The sequence below is a fragment of the Enterobacter sp. 2VL genome (assembly GCF_005503595.1).
Lineage (GTDB): Bacteria > Pseudomonadota > Gammaproteobacteria > Enterobacterales > Enterobacteriaceae > Enterobacter > Enterobacter cancerogenus.
This window is the reverse complement of sequence record NZ_SCNE01000001.1, coordinates 887,005-903,100: the sequence shown is the minus strand read 5'-3', so window position 1 is coordinate 903,100 and position 16,096 is coordinate 887,005. Positions and strand designations below refer to the sequence as shown.

13 protein-coding genes are annotated in these 16,096 nt (G+C 59.2%); all 13 read left to right on the top strand.

Annotated features, from left to right (window positions below; all coding sequences use genetic code 11):
- Nucleotides 1-12: 12 nt before the first annotated feature.
- The 13 genes from FFS28_RS04205 (at nt 13) to FFS28_RS04145 (ending at nt 16,095) form a co-directional block, all read left to right on the top strand.
- The gene (locus FFS28_RS04205) at nt 13-774 is read left to right on the top strand and encodes a fimbrial biogenesis chaperone (protein ID WP_102890620.1); all 762 of its coding nucleotides are present in this window, start codon (nt 13-15) and stop codon (nt 772-774) included.
- Nucleotides 750-3,134: a fimbria/pilus outer membrane usher protein gene (locus tag FFS28_RS04200; protein WP_137848858.1), complete on the top strand. Its 2,385-nt coding sequence runs from the start codon at nt 750-752 to the stop codon at nt 3,132-3,134. The genes FFS28_RS04205 and FFS28_RS04200 overlap by 25 nt, the downstream gene beginning before the upstream one ends.
- Nucleotides 3,131-4,093, top strand: a complete 963-nt coding sequence (locus tag FFS28_RS04195) for a Csu type fimbrial protein (RefSeq protein WP_042320074.1) — start codon at nt 3,131-3,133, stop codon at nt 4,091-4,093. Before FFS28_RS04200 ends, FFS28_RS04195 begins: the two co-directional genes overlap by 4 nt.
- 83 nt (nt 4,094-4,176) lie before the next feature.
- On the top strand, nt 4,177-5,844 hold the full coding sequence (gene tar, locus FFS28_RS04190) for a methyl-accepting chemotaxis protein II (RefSeq protein WP_137848857.1): 1,668 nt from the start codon (nt 4,177-4,179) through the stop codon (nt 5,842-5,844).
- A 44-nt stretch (nt 5,845-5,888) separates the two neighbouring features.
- Nucleotides 5,889-7,496 (top strand): methyl-accepting chemotaxis protein IV, encoded by a 1,608-nt coding sequence (gene tap, locus FFS28_RS04185; protein WP_137848856.1) that lies wholly within the window; start codon nt 5,889-5,891, stop codon nt 7,494-7,496.
- A 19-nt stretch (nt 7,497-7,515) separates the two neighbouring features.
- Nucleotides 7,516-8,382, top strand: a complete 867-nt coding sequence (gene cheR / locus FFS28_RS04180; protein ID WP_058610181.1) for a protein-glutamate O-methyltransferase CheR — start codon at nt 7,516-7,518, stop codon at nt 8,380-8,382.
- The gene (locus FFS28_RS04175; protein WP_006176073.1) at nt 8,379-9,428 is read left to right on the top strand and encodes a protein-glutamate methylesterase/protein-glutamine glutaminase; all 1,050 of its coding nucleotides are present in this window, start codon (nt 8,379-8,381) and stop codon (nt 9,426-9,428) included. Before cheR ends, FFS28_RS04175 begins: the two co-directional genes overlap by 4 nt.
- Before the next feature lie 16 nt (nt 9,429-9,444).
- Nucleotides 9,445-9,834 carry a chemotaxis response regulator CheY gene (gene cheY / locus FFS28_RS04170; RefSeq protein ID WP_006176072.1) on the top strand — a complete coding sequence of 130 codons (390 nt, stop codon included), beginning with the start codon at nt 9,445-9,447 and terminating at the stop codon, nt 9,832-9,834.
- 10 nt (nt 9,835-9,844) lie between these two features.
- A complete protein-coding gene (cheZ, locus tag FFS28_RS04165; protein ID WP_058610183.1) occupies nt 9,845-10,489 on the top strand; it encodes a protein phosphatase CheZ in 645 nt (214 codons plus the stop codon).
- A 149-nt stretch (nt 10,490-10,638) separates the two neighbouring features.
- Nucleotides 10,639-11,787 (top strand): flagellar biosynthesis protein FlhB, encoded by a 1,149-nt coding sequence (gene flhB, locus FFS28_RS04160; protein WP_006176068.1) that lies wholly within the window; start codon nt 10,639-10,641, stop codon nt 11,785-11,787.
- The gene (flhA, locus tag FFS28_RS04155; protein ID WP_006176067.1) at nt 11,780-13,858 is read left to right on the top strand and encodes a flagellar biosynthesis protein FlhA; all 2,079 of its coding nucleotides are present in this window, start codon (nt 11,780-11,782) and stop codon (nt 13,856-13,858) included. Before flhB ends, flhA begins: the two co-directional genes overlap by 8 nt.
- Nucleotides 13,858-14,250 (top strand): flagellar protein FlhE, encoded by a 393-nt coding sequence (gene flhE / locus FFS28_RS04150; protein ID WP_088208254.1) that lies wholly within the window; start codon nt 13,858-13,860, stop codon nt 14,248-14,250. Before flhA ends, flhE begins: the two co-directional genes overlap by 1 nt.
- A gap of 261 nt (nt 14,251-14,511) precedes the next feature.
- A complete protein-coding gene (locus FFS28_RS04145; RefSeq protein ID WP_137848855.1) occupies nt 14,512-16,095 on the top strand; it encodes an MFS transporter in 1,584 nt (527 codons plus the stop codon).
- Nucleotide 16,096: the final 1 nt, after the last annotated feature.

Sequence of the window (16,096 nt, the reverse complement as noted above, 5' to 3'; positions counted from 1 at the left end):
GGAGAACGTTCGATGAAGCCATTTTTCAGGCAACTTTGCCTGGTGAGTATGTTTGGGATGTCGGCCGTTGCGACGGGGCAGGCTCACGCCGCAGCGACGATTCTGTTATGGCCCATCGACCCCTGGCTTCCCGCCGACGCCAACGCAACGGAACTGTGGATCCAGAATCAGGGTAACAGCGCCACGACAATGCAGGTGCGCATTGTGCGCTGGAAGCAGGAGGGCGGATACGAACGCTATACCGCCCAGCAGGAGGTGGTCGCCAGCCCGCCGATTGTCACCATTGGCAAGGGCAGTAAGCAGCTTATCCGCCTGATTAAACAGGGCACTATCCCGTTGGGCGTCGAGCAAGCCTACCGGATCATCGTGGACGAAATCCCCCAGTCTGGCGCCAAAGCCGAACCGACCATCGGGCTAAAACTGCAGATGCGCTATTCCATTCCGCTGTTCGTGTACGGGCAGGGGATCCCGACCATCAAAGAGGGGGCTCACCATGCGCTGGTGGATACCCGAAACCTGAGCTGGCGCATCAGGCAGGACGGGGGCCAGCCCGAGCTTGAGGTCCGTAATCGGGGGGATGTACACGTCAGGCTAAGCCAGGTCGCACTGGAGCAGGGCGGCCAGAAACGCACGGTTGCGGACGGGCTGCTGGGCTATGTCCTGCCGAACAGCACGCGTAGCTGGCCGATCCCGGCGGGAATACGCCAGCCGAACCAGATGAGTGCGCAAATTAATGCCAGGGATACGCAATGGCAGTCGACGCCCGTCAACTGAAACCGACGATGATGATCCTGCTTTGCGTCAGTACCAGCGTCTGGGCCGAACCCGGCGATGACAGTTTACCGCCTCCTCCTGAAGCACAGGCGATAAACAGCGAGGCGGTATTTCAGCTCTCTCTCGTGTTGAACCACTACGACACGGGACTGGTGGTGCCCGTCACGCAGCGGGAAGGGGCGTTTTATATTTCCAGCGCCGATTTGCTGCGCGCCGGTCTTCCGCCGGAGCATGTCCCCACGGGTGAAGTGAATCTTTCCACGCTCTCGCAGGTGCGGGTGGAGTACGACAGCGCCGCACAGCGTCTTTTATTGTCGGTACCCCGCGACTGGGTTGCGGCGCGCGTGACCTCGTTTGGCGGAGGTAACGCCCAGAGCAAGCCCCACTATGGCCGCGGGGCGCTGCTGAACTACGACTTTTACACCAACCACACGGGCAACATCGGCGGACAGGCCTCGATATGGCACGAATTTCGTTACTTCGATGAGAACGGCTCGTTCTCTTCTACGGGCTATGCCCGGGAAGATTTCAGCGGCAATAACGGACAGCAGGAGGGGTACGTCCGCTACGACACCACGCTGCTCGTCACCAATGAAGATGAAGCCACCACCTGGAGCGTAGGGGATGTGATCAGCGATGCCCTGAGCTGGAGCACTAGCGTGCGCATGGGCGGCATTAGCTATGGTCGGGATTTCTCACTGCGCCCGGATCTGGTGACCTGGCCGCTGCCGGCGTTCTCGGGGGAAGCGGCGGTGCCCACCTCCGTCGATCTGTTTATCAACGGCTATCGCTCCGGCTCCACGCAGCTGCAGCCGGGGCCGTTTACCCTGACCAATCTGCCTTATATCAACGGCGCGGGCGACGCGGTGCTGATCACCACCGATGCGCTGGGCCGCCAGGTGAGCACCACGCTGCCGTTTTACGTCACCAGCGATTTACTCAAACAGGGGCTGAGCGACGGCGCGGTCACGCTGGGTAGCCTGCGACGCAACTACGGGATCAAGAATTTTGACTATGGCCCGGCTGCGGGAAGCGGCTCATATCGCTATGGTCTGACGGACTGGTTAACCCTGGAAGGCCATGGCGAAGCGGCAGAAGATTTGGCCCTCACCGGCGCGGGAACCGTGCTTAAGCTGGGGCGTTTTGGCGTGGTGAACTCGTCGTATACCCGCAGCCGAATGCGTGGGGACAGCGGCGGGCAAGTTGGCTGGGGGTATCAGTACAGTACCAGCGCATTCAGCGTGGCGACCCAGCACTCCCGGCGTGACCAGAAATTTGGCAACCTGGCGCTGTATGACCAGCCCACCGTCTACGATACAAATGACAAACCCATCGCCAGCTTCAGCCGCAATACCGATCAGTATTCTTTGACCTTCAACATGGGACAATACGGCAATATCGGCGCCGCATGGATAGGCGTTGAGAGCTTCGACAATCAAAAAACCGAACTGCTGAACCTCTCCTGGAGCCGCAACCTGTGGGGCGCCAGCAGTATCTATCTGGCCGCCAGCCGCGACCAGCAGCAGGGAGACTGGACCTTTGCGCTGTCGTTGCAGGTGCCGCTGGGCGAGCGGGACAGCGCCGCCGTCACCTTCGAGAAAACGCCCGATTCGGGCAGCACGCAGCGCATCAACTATAACCATTCCATGCCGTCCGACGGTGGATTTGGCTGGAACATGGCGTTGGCCAACCAGTCGCAGTCCAGAAGCTATCAGCAGGCGACGCTGGGCTGGCGCAACAATAACATCGAGCTGCAGGGCGGCGGTTACGGTGAGAAGGATATGATGACCTGGTGGGGCGAGGCGATGGGCTCGCTGGTGCTGATGGACGGCGAACTGTTTGCGGCCAATAAAATCAACGATGCGTTCGTGGTGATCAGTACCGATGGTCATCCGGACGTGCCGGTAAACTATGAAAACCAGCCGGTGGGCAAAACCAACAACAACGGTTATCTGCTGGTGAGCGGCGTGTCGGCCTACTATCCGGCCAGCTACAGCATCGATACCCTGAACCTTCCGGCCGATACCCGGCTGAAAGAAACCGAGCGTCGCATCGCTATCCGCCGCCACAGCGGCTATCTGGTGGACTTCCCGATGGAGCAGGAGCGGGTGGCGAGCGTCATTCTGCACGATGCGCGGGGCCAGGCGATCCCGGTGGGAAGCCAGGTGAGACGCGCGTCGCGCAGTAGCGCCGTGGTGGGGTACGACGGCATTGCCTGGCTTGAGAACCTCAGCGATGTGAACGCGCTCGACGTAGCCCTGCCTGACGGAAAACAGTGCACCGCCACGTTGACCGTCGGCGCGAACCCGCAACACAAGCTGCAAACCTACGGCCCGCTGGTCTGCCGGGAGGCACCGTGATGCGCCTGCTGCTGGGGCTCCTGCTGCTGTTTTCCGGCGGCAGCTGGGCCGCCTGTACCGTCAGCACGGTCAATGCCTCCTTTGGCAGCGTCACCTCGTTTGCCCTTAGCGGGACGGGGGAAGTGCAAACTACCGGTACGCTGGTGGTCGCCTGCGATGCGGTGCTTAATTTGCTGACTAACGATTCAGTGACGCTGAACTACACCACCGCCTCGGTCTCCGGCAGCAGTCGGGCTACCATGAAGCGCACCGACAACGCCACCATCACCGATGTGATCCCCACGCGCCTGTGTGGCCTGTCCGGCTGCGCAACCAGCAGTGAAGTGCAGATCGGCAAAGCCTACACCTGGAGCGGCAACTCGCTGCTCAGCCTGTTGGGGGCGAAGCAGTACAATATTCCGCTCTATTTCCGCACGGTGCCCGGGCAAAACGTTTCGGCAGGGCCGTATCAGGTTCTGCTTACCTTCAGCATCAACTACAACGTCTGCTCGGTTGGCGCTGTTGGACTCTGCCTGACGCCGCAAACCGGTACGGCGACGACCAGTATTTTGCTCAACATGAACGTCACCAATGATTGCAGCACGATGTCCACGCCGGACGTCAGTTTCAACAGCGCGCCGCTGGTGCAAAATTTCCCGACTGTCTCGCAGGCCATCGCGGTCACCTGCACCAAAGGCAGCACGTACACCATCGGTATTAACAATGGTGCAAACGCCCTGAACAACGTGCGCAGGATGGTCAGCGGCAGCAACTATATGAGTTATGACATCTACAAAGAGGCCACCACCAATCGCTGGGGCGGCAGCGGAACCGAGCGCTGGGCCAGCGCGGCTTCCTCGCAGGTCAGCTCCGATGGGCTTCTGCGTACCTATAACTACACTGCAAAAGTGCTCACCAACCAGGCAACACCCCCTGCCGGAACCTACAGCGACACCCTGATCGTTGACGTCGCCTTCTGAGTCCCGCTTTTCCCTTTCGCAAATGTAAAGTTCCTGCGCCCTGTGCCGATAACACCGTTAATAAATCTAAGAGAAGGTGTTGTATGTTGAACCGTATCCGCGTTGTCACACTGCTGATGATGGTGCTGGTCATTTTCGCACTTCTTCAGCTCGTTTCTGGTGGGCTATTTTTTTCGTCGTTAAAACAGAATCAGGCGAGTTTTGCCGCCTCGAATGACCTGCGCATGCAGCAAAGTGAGCTCACCTCGACCTGGGATTTGATGCTGCAAACGCGCATCAACCTGAGCCGCTCGTCTGCACGTATGATGATGGACCCCGCCAACCAGCAGAGCAGCGCGAAAACGGATCTGCTGAAAAACGCGCGTACCACCCTTGCCGACGCCGCGAAACACTACGAAGCCTTTAAACAGATTGCGCCGCAGCCTGCGATGGAGCAGGTGAGCCAGAATATTGATGAAAAATACGCGGCCTACTTTGCCGGGCTAACCGAACTGGTGCAGTTCCTGGAGAACGGCAACATGGACGCCTATTTTGCGCAGCCTACCCAGGGTATGCAAAACGCCCTTGGTGCGGCGCTCGGCGAGTATGCCAAAGCCAGCAGCGAGCTGTATCACACGGCGTTTACCGAAAGTCAGAACGACTACCGCTTTGCCAAAGCGCAGATGGCGGTGCTGGCTCTGGCGCTGGCGATCGTGCTGGTGGCGGTGTGGTACGGCATCCGACACATCCTGCTTAACCCGCTGAGCCGCGTGATTAGCCATATTCGCGACATCGCCGGCGGCGACCTGACCAAAACGCTGACCGTTTCCGGGCGCAATGAGATCGGCGAGCTGGCCAGCAGCGTCGACCATATGCAGCGCTCGTTAATCGATACCGTCGCCAACGTGCGCGAAGGTTCCGAGGCGATTTACACCGGTACCAGCGAAATCGCGACGGGCAACAATGACCTCTCTTCCCGCACCGAACAGCAGGCGTCCGCCCTCGAGGAGACGGCGGCCAGCATGGAACAACTCACCGCCACCGTGAAGCAGAATGCGGATAACGCCCGTCAGGCCTCTAAGCTTGCCGAAAGCGCCTCCGAAACGGCGCAGCGCGGCGGACGCGTGGTGGATGGCGTCGTGAAAACGATGCACGACATCGCCGACAGCTCGAAGAAAATCGCCGATATCACCAGCGTTATCGACGGCATCGCCTTCCAGACCAACATCCTGGCGCTTAACGCGGCGGTAGAAGCGGCGCGTGCGGGCGAGCAGGGCCGCGGTTTTGCGGTGGTGGCAGGCGAAGTGCGCAACCTGGCGAGCCGCAGCGCCAACGCCGCGAAAGAGATCAAAGCGTTAATTGAAGATTCAGTCTCCCGCGTGGATACCGGCTCGGTGCTGGTGGAAAGCGCGGGTGAGACCATGAATGACATCGTGAATGCCGTCACCCGCGTGACGGACATCATGGGTGAAATCGCCTCTGCATCGGATGAGCAGAGTCGGGGTATTGACCAGGTCGCCCTGGCGGTATCGGAAATGGATCGTGTGACACAGCAAAACGCCGCGCTGGTGCAGGAGTCCGCCGCGGCGGCCGCTGCGCTGGAGGACCAGGCGAGCCGTCTCAAGATGGCCGTCTCGGTGTTTCGTCTTACTTCCAAAACACAACACCCGGCCAGCTCGCGTGCATTGCTCAGCGAGTCAGCCCCTGTGACGGTGGCGTCTCGCCCTCGCGCAGCGGTAGCCGGACAAGATGAAAACTGGGAAACATTTTGACTGACAATTGAACCGCGGCTGCTGGCCGCTTGATGGGAGCGTGGATGTTAAATCGTATTCGTATCTCGACCACTCTGTTTTTGATTCTGATCCTGAGTGGTGTTTTGCAGGTTGGCAGTAACGGGTTGTCTTTTTGGGCGTTTCGCGATGGTTATCAGAATTTGCAGGAAGTCGAGACGAGTAATCAGCAGCGCTCCGCACTGGCACAAACGCGTGCCGTGCTTTTGCAGGCAAGTACGGCGCTGAACAAGGCGGGAACCTTAACGGCGCTGAGCTATCCGCCGGATGATATCAAAGCGCTGATGGTGACGGCGCGCGACAGCCTTAAACAGGCCAACGCGCAGTTTAGCGCCTTCACCTCGCAGGAGACGGTCAGTGAGAAAGGCAAGGCGCTGAAGGCCGCGATGCAGAAGAACTTCACCGCGTGGCATACGGATCTGGAGCACCAGGCGACCTGGCTTGAGAACAACCAGCTTTCTGACTTCCTGACCGCGCCGGTGCAGGCGTCGCAGGCGGCGTTTGACGGCAGTTTTAACGCCTGGCAGCAGGACATTAACCAGTTTGTTGAACGTGCCGGAACCGATAGCCGTAAAAGCTACCACATGTCGGGGGCCATTTTTGCCGCGGTGGTGATCCTGGCGGCACTCCTTACCGGTGGCGCGCTGCTCTGGTCGCGCCGGATGATTGTGCAACCGCTGGCGATCATCAGCAGCCACTTTGACAGCATTGCGAAGGGCAACCTGGCGCGCCCGGTGGCGGTGTACGGGAAGAACGAGATTTCAGCGATTTTTGCCAGCCTCAAGGCCATGCAAGGGGCGCTGCGGGAAACGGTAAGCGAGGTGCGGCAGGGCAGTTACGCCATGCACACCGGGATCTCAGAGATAGCGGCGGGCAACAACGATCTCTCTTCCCGTACCGAGCAGCAGGCGGCCTCGCTGGCGCAGACGGCGGCCAGCATGGAGCAACTGACCGCGACGGTAAGCCAGAACGCCGACAACGCGCGTCAGGCGTCGGATCTGTCAAAACAGGCGGCAACCACGGCGAAGAAAGGGGGCGATCAGGCATCTCACGTTGCCAGCACCATGCAGGAGATTGCCGCCAGCTCACAAAAGATTGGCGACATTATCAGCGTTATCGATGGCATCGCCTTCCAGACCAATATCCTGGCGCTCAACGCCGCCGTAGAGGCTGCGCGGGCAGGCGAGCAGGGGCGTGGGTTTGCCGTGGTCGCCGGCGAAGTACGCAACCTGGCGAGCCGCAGTGCGAACGCGGCGAAAGAGATCAAGGGGCTGATTGAAGAGTCGGTCTCACGCGTTCAGCAAGGCTCCGCGCTGGTGGATACGGCGGCGCAGACCATGAACGAGATCGTCACCTCCGTCACCCGGGTGAACGACATCATGGGCGAAATTGCCTCCGCGTCCGATGAACAACGTCGTGGCATCGAGCAGGTTGCCCAGGCGGTGAGTCAGATGGATCAGGTGACGCAGCAGAACGCCTCGCTGGTAGAAGAAGCGGCCGCCGCCACCGATCAGCTGGCCAGTCAGGCAGATCATCTGACCGGGCTGGTGGCGGTATTTACGGTTAAAGAGCACGTTGAAACAGAAGCAGAAACAGATGTCGGACGGTCGCAGGCCGTACCGGTTGTATCCTGAAAGTAATATAGAAGGCGCTATGACATCACCCATGCCCTCAGGGCAAACGTCATTATTGCAGCAGATGACACAGCGCCTCGCGCTGTCCGACGCGCATTTTCGTCGGATATGTCAGTTGATCTACCAGCGTGCGGGAATTGTGCTTGCGGATCATAAGCGAGACATGGTTTACAACCGACTGGTGCGGCGCTTGCGCACGCTCGGGCTGGATGATTTTGGTCGCTATCTGAGCATGCTCGAAGCGAACCAGAACAGCGCTGAATGGCAGGCCTTTATTAACTCATTAACCACCAACCTGACCGCGTTTTTCCGCGAAGCGCATCACTTCCCGGTGCTGGCGGAGCACGCGCGCCGTCGTACCGGGGAGTACCGCGTCTGGAGTGCGGCGGCGTCTACCGGCGAGGAGCCGTATTCGCTGGCGATCACCCTGGCCGATACGCTCGGCATGGCGCCGGGGCGCTGGAAAGTGTACGCCAGCGACATCGACACCGAGGTGCTGGAAAAAGCGCGCAACGGCGTCTATCGCCAGGACGAACTGAAAACCCTGTCACCGCAGCAGTTACAGCGCTATTTCATGCGCGGTACCGGCCCGCACGAAGGGCTGGTGCGCGTTCGTCAGGAGCTGGCGAACTGCGTTGAGTTTGCGCCGGTCAACCTGCTGGACAAGCAGTACAACGTGCCGGGGCCGTTTGACGCCATCTTTTGCCGTAACGTGATGATTTATTTTGATAAAACGACGCAACAGGAGATTCTGCGTCGCTTTGTTCCGTTGCTCAAGCCTGACGGTTTACTGTTTGCCGGGCACTCGGAAAACTTTAGCAACCTCGCGCGCGAGTTTAGCCTCCGTGGGCAGACGGTTTATGCGCTGAGTAAGGAAAAAGCATGAGTAAAATCAGGGTATTGTCCGTTGATGATTCGGCGCTGATGCGTCAGATCATGACGGAAATCATCAATAGCCACAGCGATATGGAAATGGTGGCGACAGCGCCCGATCCGCTGGTCGCGCGGGATTTAATCAAAAAATATAACCCCGACGTGCTGACGCTGGATGTCGAAATGCCGCGCATGGACGGCATCGATTTTCTGGAAAAACTGATGCGCCTGCGCCCGATGCCGGTGGTGATGGTCTCGTCCCTGACGGGAAAAGGCTCAGAGATCACCCTGCGTGCGCTGGAGCTGGGAGCGGTGGACTTTGTCACCAAGCCGCAGCTGGGCATCCGCGAAGGGATGCTGGCGTACAGCGAGCTGATTGCGGAAAAAATTCGCACCGCGTCGCGCGCGAAGCTGGCCGCCCATAAACCGATGGCGGCCCCGGTGACCCTGAAAGCAGGCCCGCTACTCAGCTCGGAAAAACTGCTGGTGATTGGCGCGTCAACCGGGGGAACAGAGGCAATTCGCCATGTACTCCAGCCATTGCCGCTCTCAAGCCCGGGTATTCTGATTACCCAGCACATGCCGCCAGGCTTTACCCGCTCGTTCGCAGAACGCCTGAACAAGCTGTGTCAAATCAGCGTAAAAGAGGCGGAAGATGGCGAGCGCGTGCTGCCGGGCCATGCGTACATTGCCCCGGGGGATAAGCATATGGAGCTGGCGCGCAGTGGCGCAAACTATCAAATCAAAATTCATGACGGGCCGCCGGTTAACCGGCACCGTCCGTCGGTGGATGTGCTGTTTCATTCGGTGGCGAAACATGCGGGGCGCAACGCCGTTGGGGTGATCCTGACGGGGATGGGCAACGACGGTGCCGCCGGAATGCTTGCGATGCACCAGGCGGGTGCCTGGACCATCGCGCAGAATGAAGCAAGTTGTGTGGTGTTCGGCATGCCGCGCGAGGCCATCAATATGGGTGGCGTGAGCGAAGTGGTCGATCTTAGCCAGGTAAGCCAGCAGATGCTGGCGAAAATCAGTGCCGGACAGGCAATACGTATTTAATGAGGAGTGTAGTTTTATGGCGGACAAAGAGCTCAGATTTTTGGTTGTGGATGACTTTTCCACCATGCGTCGCATCGTGCGCAACCTGCTGAAAGAGCTGGGCTTCAACAACGTTGAAGAAGCAGAAGACGGCGTGGATGCGCTGAACAAGCTGCAGGCAGGCGGATTTGGTTTTGTTATCTCCGACTGGAACATGCCTAACATGGATGGTCTGGAACTGCTGAAAACGATCCGCGCGGACGCCGCTATGGCCTCTCTGCCCGTATTGATGGTGACCGCAGAAGCCAAGAAAGAGAACATCATTGCTGCGGCACAGGCGGGCGCAAGCGGCTATGTGGTGAAACCGTTCACCGCTGCAACCCTGGAAGAGAAGCTCGGCAAGATCTTCGAGAAACTCGGCATGTGAGGTGATGGTTATGATGCAACCTGCTATGAAACCCGTTGAAGAACATTCGCCCAGCGACATCATTGCCCGCATTGGCAGCCTGACGCGCATGCTGCGCGACAGCCTGCGTGAACTGGGGCTGGATCAGGCCATTGCCGAAGCGGCGGAAGCGATTCCGGACGCGCGCGATCGTCTGGACTATGTGGTGCAGATGACTGCTCAGGCGGCAGAACGTGCGCTGAACAGCGTCGAAGCGTCACAGCCGCATCAGGATGCGATGGAGAAGGGCGCGAAAGCGCTGACCAAACGCTGGGACGAATGGTTCGAGAACCCTATCGAACTGGCGGATGCCCGCGAACTGGTGACCGATACCCGCCAGTATCTGGGGGATGTGCCGGGCCACACCAGCTTCACCAACGCCCAGCTTCTGGACATCATGATGGCGCAGGATTTCCAGGACCTTACCGGTCAGGTGATCAAACGCATGATGGATGTGATTCAGGAGATTGAGCGTCAGCTGCTGATGGTGCTGCTGGAGAACATGCCAGAACCGGCCGCGCGTCCAAAGCGCGACAATGAAAGCCTGCTTAACGGCCCACAGCTCGACGCATCTAAAGCGGGCGTGGTGGCAAGTCAGGATCAGGTCGACGACCTGCTGGACAGCCTCGGCTTCTGACGGCCTTTCGTCTCAGGTTGTGCGAGCAGCCTGAGACGATTCCTGCCCGGAATCATCGAAAAGAGCCCGAATAAACGGGCTTTTCCCGCCATTGGATTCTTTCTGCGCTGGCATGATACCCGTGACTTAATGGGCTGCGAGCAGGCACTGTGGCAGAAGATAACGACGACAAAACGGAAGCCCCCACACCCCACCGACTTGAAAAAGCGCGTGAGGAAGGGCAGGTCCCCCGATCCCGAGAGCTGACATCCCTGCTGATACTGGTGGTGGGCGTGTGCATTATCTGGTGGGGAGGGGAGTCGTTCGCCCGCAGGCTGGCGGGGATGCTCTCTGCCGGGTTACGTTTTGACCACAGCATGGTTAACGATCCCAACCTGATCCTGAGCCAAATTATTCTGCTGGTGAAAAATGCCATGATTGCGCTGCTTCCGCTGATTTCCGGAGTTGTGCTGGTGGCGCTGGTCTCGCCGGTGATGCTTGGCGGGCTGGTCTTTAGCGGCAAATCGCTGCAACCCAAATTTTCCAAGCTCAACCCGCTGCCGGGGATCGCCAAAATGTTTTCTGCCCAGACGGGCGCGGAGCTGGTAAAGGCGATCCTGAAATCGGCCCTGATGGGCAGCACCGCCGGGTTTTTCCTTTGGCACCACTGGCCTGAAATGATGCGCCTTATCAGTGAATCCCCCTTCAACGCCATGAACAATGCGATGAACCTGGTGGGATTGTGCGCCCTGCTGGTGGTGCTCAGCATCATTCCGATGGTGGGGTTTGACGTCATCTTCCAGATGTACAGCCACTTCAAAAAACTGCGCATGTCGCGCCAGGATATCCGCGACGAATACAAACAGATGGAAGGCGATCCGCACGTTAAGGGGCGTATCCGTCAGATGCAGCGCGCGGCTGCCCGTCGCCGCATGATGGAAGATGTCCCGAAAGCCGATGTCATTGTGACCAACCCGACCCACTACTCGGTGGCGCTGCGCTACGACGAAAATAAAATGAGCGCGCCGAAGGTGGTGGCAAAAGGGGCGGGCCTGATTGCGCTGCGTATACGTGAAATCGGCACGGAAAACCGTGTTCCCATTCTTGAAGCGCCTCCGCTGGCGCGTGCGTTGTACCGTCATGCGGAGATTGGACAACAGATCCCCGGCCAACTCTACGCCGCTGTCGCGGAAGTGCTGGCCTGGGTATGGCAGCTGAAGCGCTGGCGTTTAGCCGGTGGTCAGCGGCCTGTGAAACCTGAGAACCTACCGGTGCCTGAAGCGCTGGATTTTTTGAACGAGAAGGACACTGATGGCTAATCTGGTGGCAATGTTGCGCCTGCCCGGCAACCTGAAATCGACCCAATGGCAGATCCTTGCCGGACCGATTCTGATCCTGCTAATTCTGTCGATGATGGTGCTGCCGCTGCCGGCATTTATCCTCGATCTGCTGTTCACATTCAACATTGCGTTGTCCATCATGGTGCTGCTGGTGGCGATGTTCACCCAGCGCACCCTGGAGTTCGCGGCGTTCCCGACCATTCTGCTGTTTACCACGCTGCTGCGCCTGGCGCTGAACGTGGCATCCACCCGTATTATTCTGATGGAAGGGCATACCGGCGCGGCGGCGGCGGGTAAGGTCGTTGAGGCGTTCGGCCACTTCCTCGTGGGCGGCAATTTCGCCATCGGTATCGTGGTGTTCGTCATTCTGGTGATCATCAACTTTATGGTCATCACCAAAGGTGCCGGGCGTATCGCAGAAGTGGGCGCGCGTTTCGTCCTGGACGGGATGCCGGGCAAACAGATGGCGATCGACGCCGACCTGAACGCCGGACTGATCGCCGAAGATGAGGCCAAAAAGCGCCGCTCGGAGGTGACGCAGGAGGCGGACTTCTACGGCTCGATGGACGGTGCGAGTAAGTTCGTGCGCGGAGATGCCATCGCCGGCATCCTGATCATGGTGATTAACGTCGTGGGCGGCCTGCTGGTGGGCGTTTTGCAGCACGGCATGGACATGGGCCACGCGGCAGAAAGCTACACGCTGCTGACCATCGGTGACGGCCTGGTCGCGCAGATCCCGGCGCTGGTGATCTCAACGGCAGCGGGCGTTATCGTCACTCGCGTCAGCACCGATCAGGACGTGGGCGAGCAGATGGTGGGGCAGTTGTTCAGCAACCCGCGCGTAATGCTGCTGGCTGCTGCGGTACTGGGCCTCCTGGGCCTGGTGCCGGGAATGCCGAACCTGGTGTTCCTGCTGTTTACCGCCGCGCTGCTGGGCCTGGCCTGGTGGATGCGCGGGCGTGAAATGACGCCTGCCGCCGAACCTGCGCCGGTCAAAATGCCGGAAAACACGCAGGCGGTGGAGGCGACCTGGAACGACGTGCAGCTGGAAGATTCGCTGGGCATGGAGGTGGGTTATCGCCTGATCCCGATGGTCGATTTCCAGCAGGACGGCGAGCTGCTGGGCCGCATTCGCAGTATTCGTAAGAAATTCGCTCAGGACATGGGCTTCCTGCCGCCGGTTGTTCATATTCGTGACAACATGGATCTTCCGCCTGCGCGCTATCGCATCCTGATGAAAGGGGTGGAGATTGGCAGCGGGGATGCCTACCCTGGCCGCTGGCTGGCGATCAACCCCGGCACGGCGGCGGGCACGCTGCCCGGAGAGCAGACTATCGACCCGGCCTTCGGGCTGGCGGCAATCTGGATCGAGAGCGCGCTGAAAGAGCAGGCGCAGATCCAGGGCTACACGGTGGTGGAAGCCAGTACCGTGGTGGCGACCCATCTTAACCATCTTATCGGCCAGTTCTCCGCCGAACTGTTTGGCCGTCAGGAGGCGCAGCAGCTGCTGGATCGCGTTACCCAGGAGATGCCGAAGCTGACCGAAGACCTGGTGCCTGGCGTGCTGACGCTGACAACCCTGCACAAGGTGCTGCAAAACCTGCTCGACGAAAAGGTGCCGATCCGCGACATGCGTACCATTCTGGAAACCCTGGCCGAGCATGCGCCGCTTCAGAGCGACCCGCACGAGCTGACGGCAGTGGTGCGTGTGGCGCTGGGCCGCGCGATTACCCAGCAGTGGTTCCCGGGTACCGGTGAAGTGCAGGTTATCGGCCTCGATACGCCGCTCGAACGTCTGCTCTTACAGGCTCTGCAGGGCGGTGGCGGGCTGGAGCCGGGTCTCGCCGACCGTCTGCTGGCCCAGACGCAGGAGGCGCTGGCGCGCCAGGAGATGCTGGGTGCGCCGCCGGTTCTGCTGGTTAACCACGCGCTGCGTCCGCTGCTGTCTCGCTTCCTGCGTCGTAGCCTGAATCAGCTGGTCGTGCTGTCAAACCTTGAGCTGTCGGACAATCGCCATATTCGCATGACGGCGACCATAGGAGGGAACTGATGGGTAAGTGGCTATGGATCATGCTTTTCCCGCTGGTGGCGCAGGCCGCTGGCGAAGGGTCGTGGCAGGCCAGCAGCGTTGGCGTGACGCTGAACCATCGCGGGGAGGCGATGTCCTCACGTCCGCTGGCACCCCCTGAACCGGCCTCCGGCCTGATGACCCTGGTGGTGTGGGATTACACGCTGATCGGCCCAACGCCTGCCGGGCTGCGGGTGCGTCTGTGCTCCCAGACGCGCTGTACCGAAATCGACGGTGAAAATGGCACGACCCAGGCGTTCAACGGCGTACCGGCGGTGGAACCATTACGCTTTATCTGGGAAGTGCCGGGCGGTGGGCGTTTAATCCCGGCGCTGAAAGTTCAGCGTACGTCCGTCATCGTTAATTACCGCTAACTGCCTGTCTTTTAGCCAGCCATGGCGCGATTCTGATGGCTGGCTCGCAAAAATGACCTCGCCTTTTGATGCAATAGAAACGCTGTTTTATAAATCAGTGACACGCGTGACGACACTCTTTGCATTTTTGCCATTCACGACGAAGCGATGGCAGAAACAGAAAGGTTTCAACAGGTCGATACTTTTACTGTAGCCGTGTAAAAACTCCCGGACGAGGTTTGCTTACAGGGAGTCTCCTAAAACTGATTAGGGCTGACGGCAATGAAAACACGTAAAATCGGACTCGCAAATTATCTTGCTTATGGGTCAGGTGATTTCCTCGGGGCAGGGACGACTGCGCTGACGGCTGCCTGGCTTTTATATTTTTATACGACCTTCTGCGGACTTTCCCCTATCGAGGCGACCTTTATCTTTGCTGCGGCAAGGGTGCTGGACGCCGTTGTCAGCCCGCTGATGGGCTTTATGACCGATAACTTTGGCACCACCTGGCTTGGCAAACGCTTTGGCCGCCGTAAGTTCTTTATCCTGCTGGGTATTCCGTGCGTGTTCAGCTACTCCCTGATGTGGATCGGGGATATGAGCTTCTGGTACTACCTACTGACCTACCTGGTGTTTGATATTGTCTACACCATGATTCTGGTGCCGTACGAAACGCTGGTGCCGGAAATGACCGATGACTTCAAACAGAAAACCAAGTTCTCCGGCGCGCGTATCTCTATGGCGCAGATGTCCGCCATTCTGGCCTCCTTCCTGCCGGGTATTCTGCTGACCCACTTCGGTAAAGACAACGCCGTCTCCTTCTTCTATGCAAGCCTGGTCTTCTCCGTGCTGTGCGCGCTAATGCTGATTTTCGTCTGGTTCTTCACCTGGGAGCGCCCGCGTGAGGAGTGGTCAGAAGCGGCACTGCGCGCCGAAGAAGAGAAGAAAAAGCTGACGCTCGGGCAGAGCCTCAACCGCCTTTTCGTCGAGTTAAGTTCGACCCTGCGCATCAAAATTTTCCGCCAGCATCTGGGGATGTATCTGGGCGGCTACATCGCGCAGGACGTGTTCAACGCCGTCTTCACCTATTACGTGGTGTTCGTGCTGATGCAGGAGGCGTCAATGGCCTCTAACCTGCTGGGCACCATGGCGATTTTCCAGTTTATCGCCGTGATAGCGATGATCCCGCTGTGCATCCGTTTTGGTCCTGCGCCGTCTTACCGGATGGTGGTGGTGCTCTTTGGGCTGGCCTCGCTCTCCTACGCGATGCTCTATTACGCCGGGCTGAGCGATATCTACTCGCTGCTGTTGCTGGTTTCAGCCGTGGCCGGTCTGGGGCGCGGGGGCATCAACTACGTTCCGTGGAACACTTACACCTACATTGCTGACGTGGATGAAGTGATCACCGGCCAGCGCCGTGAAGGGATTTTTGCCGGCATCATGACCCTGACCCGTAAAGCCTCCCAGGCCGGTGCGGTGATGCTGGTGGGTATCGTGATGCAGATGTCCGGCTTTGTGAGCGGGCAGAAGGTGCAGCCTGCCGAAGTGAGCCACACCATTCTGATGATCCTGAGCGTGGGAACCATTCTGGTGCTGTTCTGCGGCTTCCTGGTTTCCCTGCGCTTCAGACTTAATTTGCAGACGCACAGCACGCTGCGCGAAGAGACCGCCAAAATGCTCGAGACGGGGCGCGCCATGCCGGAGACGGCCACGCCGCAGGCCCGCGCAACCGTCGAGATGCTGGCCGGTATGCCGTACGAATCGCTGTGGGGCAATAACAACATCGGTTATCTGAATCGCAATAAGCCGGCGGCCCCTTCGCTGAAGGATCGCGCGGTACTGAATTCGACATACAACAGAGGTTAAG

Excerpts from the sequence above, each read along its gene's own strand:
- FFS28_RS04205 (WP_102890620.1), top strand. The coding sequence starts at position 13 with ATGAAGCCATTTTTCAGGCAACTTTGCCTGGTGAGTATGTTTGGGATG.
- FFS28_RS04200 (WP_137848858.1), top strand. The coding sequence starts at position 750 with ATGGCAGTCGACGCCCGTCAACTGAAACCGACGATGATGATCCTGCTT.
- tar (WP_137848857.1), top strand. The coding sequence starts at position 4,177 with ATGTTGAACCGTATCCGCGTTGTCACACTGCTGATGATGGTGCTGGTC.
- tap (WP_137848856.1), top strand. The coding sequence starts at position 5,889 with ATGTTAAATCGTATTCGTATCTCGACCACTCTGTTTTTGATTCTGATC.
- cheR (WP_058610181.1), top strand. The coding sequence starts at position 7,516 with ATGACATCACCCATGCCCTCAGGGCAAACGTCATTATTGCAGCAGATG.
- FFS28_RS04175 (WP_006176073.1), top strand. The coding sequence starts at position 8,379 with ATGAGTAAAATCAGGGTATTGTCCGTTGATGATTCGGCGCTGATGCGT.
- cheY (WP_006176072.1), top strand. The coding sequence starts at position 9,445 with ATGGCGGACAAAGAGCTCAGATTTTTGGTTGTGGATGACTTTTCCACC.
- cheZ (WP_058610183.1), top strand. The coding sequence starts at position 9,845 with ATGATGCAACCTGCTATGAAACCCGTTGAAGAACATTCGCCCAGCGAC.
- flhA (WP_006176067.1), top strand. The coding sequence starts at position 11,780 with ATGGCTAATCTGGTGGCAATGTTGCGCCTGCCCGGCAACCTGAAATCG.
- flhE (WP_088208254.1), top strand. The coding sequence starts at position 13,858 with ATGGGTAAGTGGCTATGGATCATGCTTTTCCCGCTGGTGGCGCAGGCC.
- FFS28_RS04145 (WP_137848855.1), top strand. The coding sequence starts at position 14,512 with ATGAAAACACGTAAAATCGGACTCGCAAATTATCTTGCTTATGGGTCA.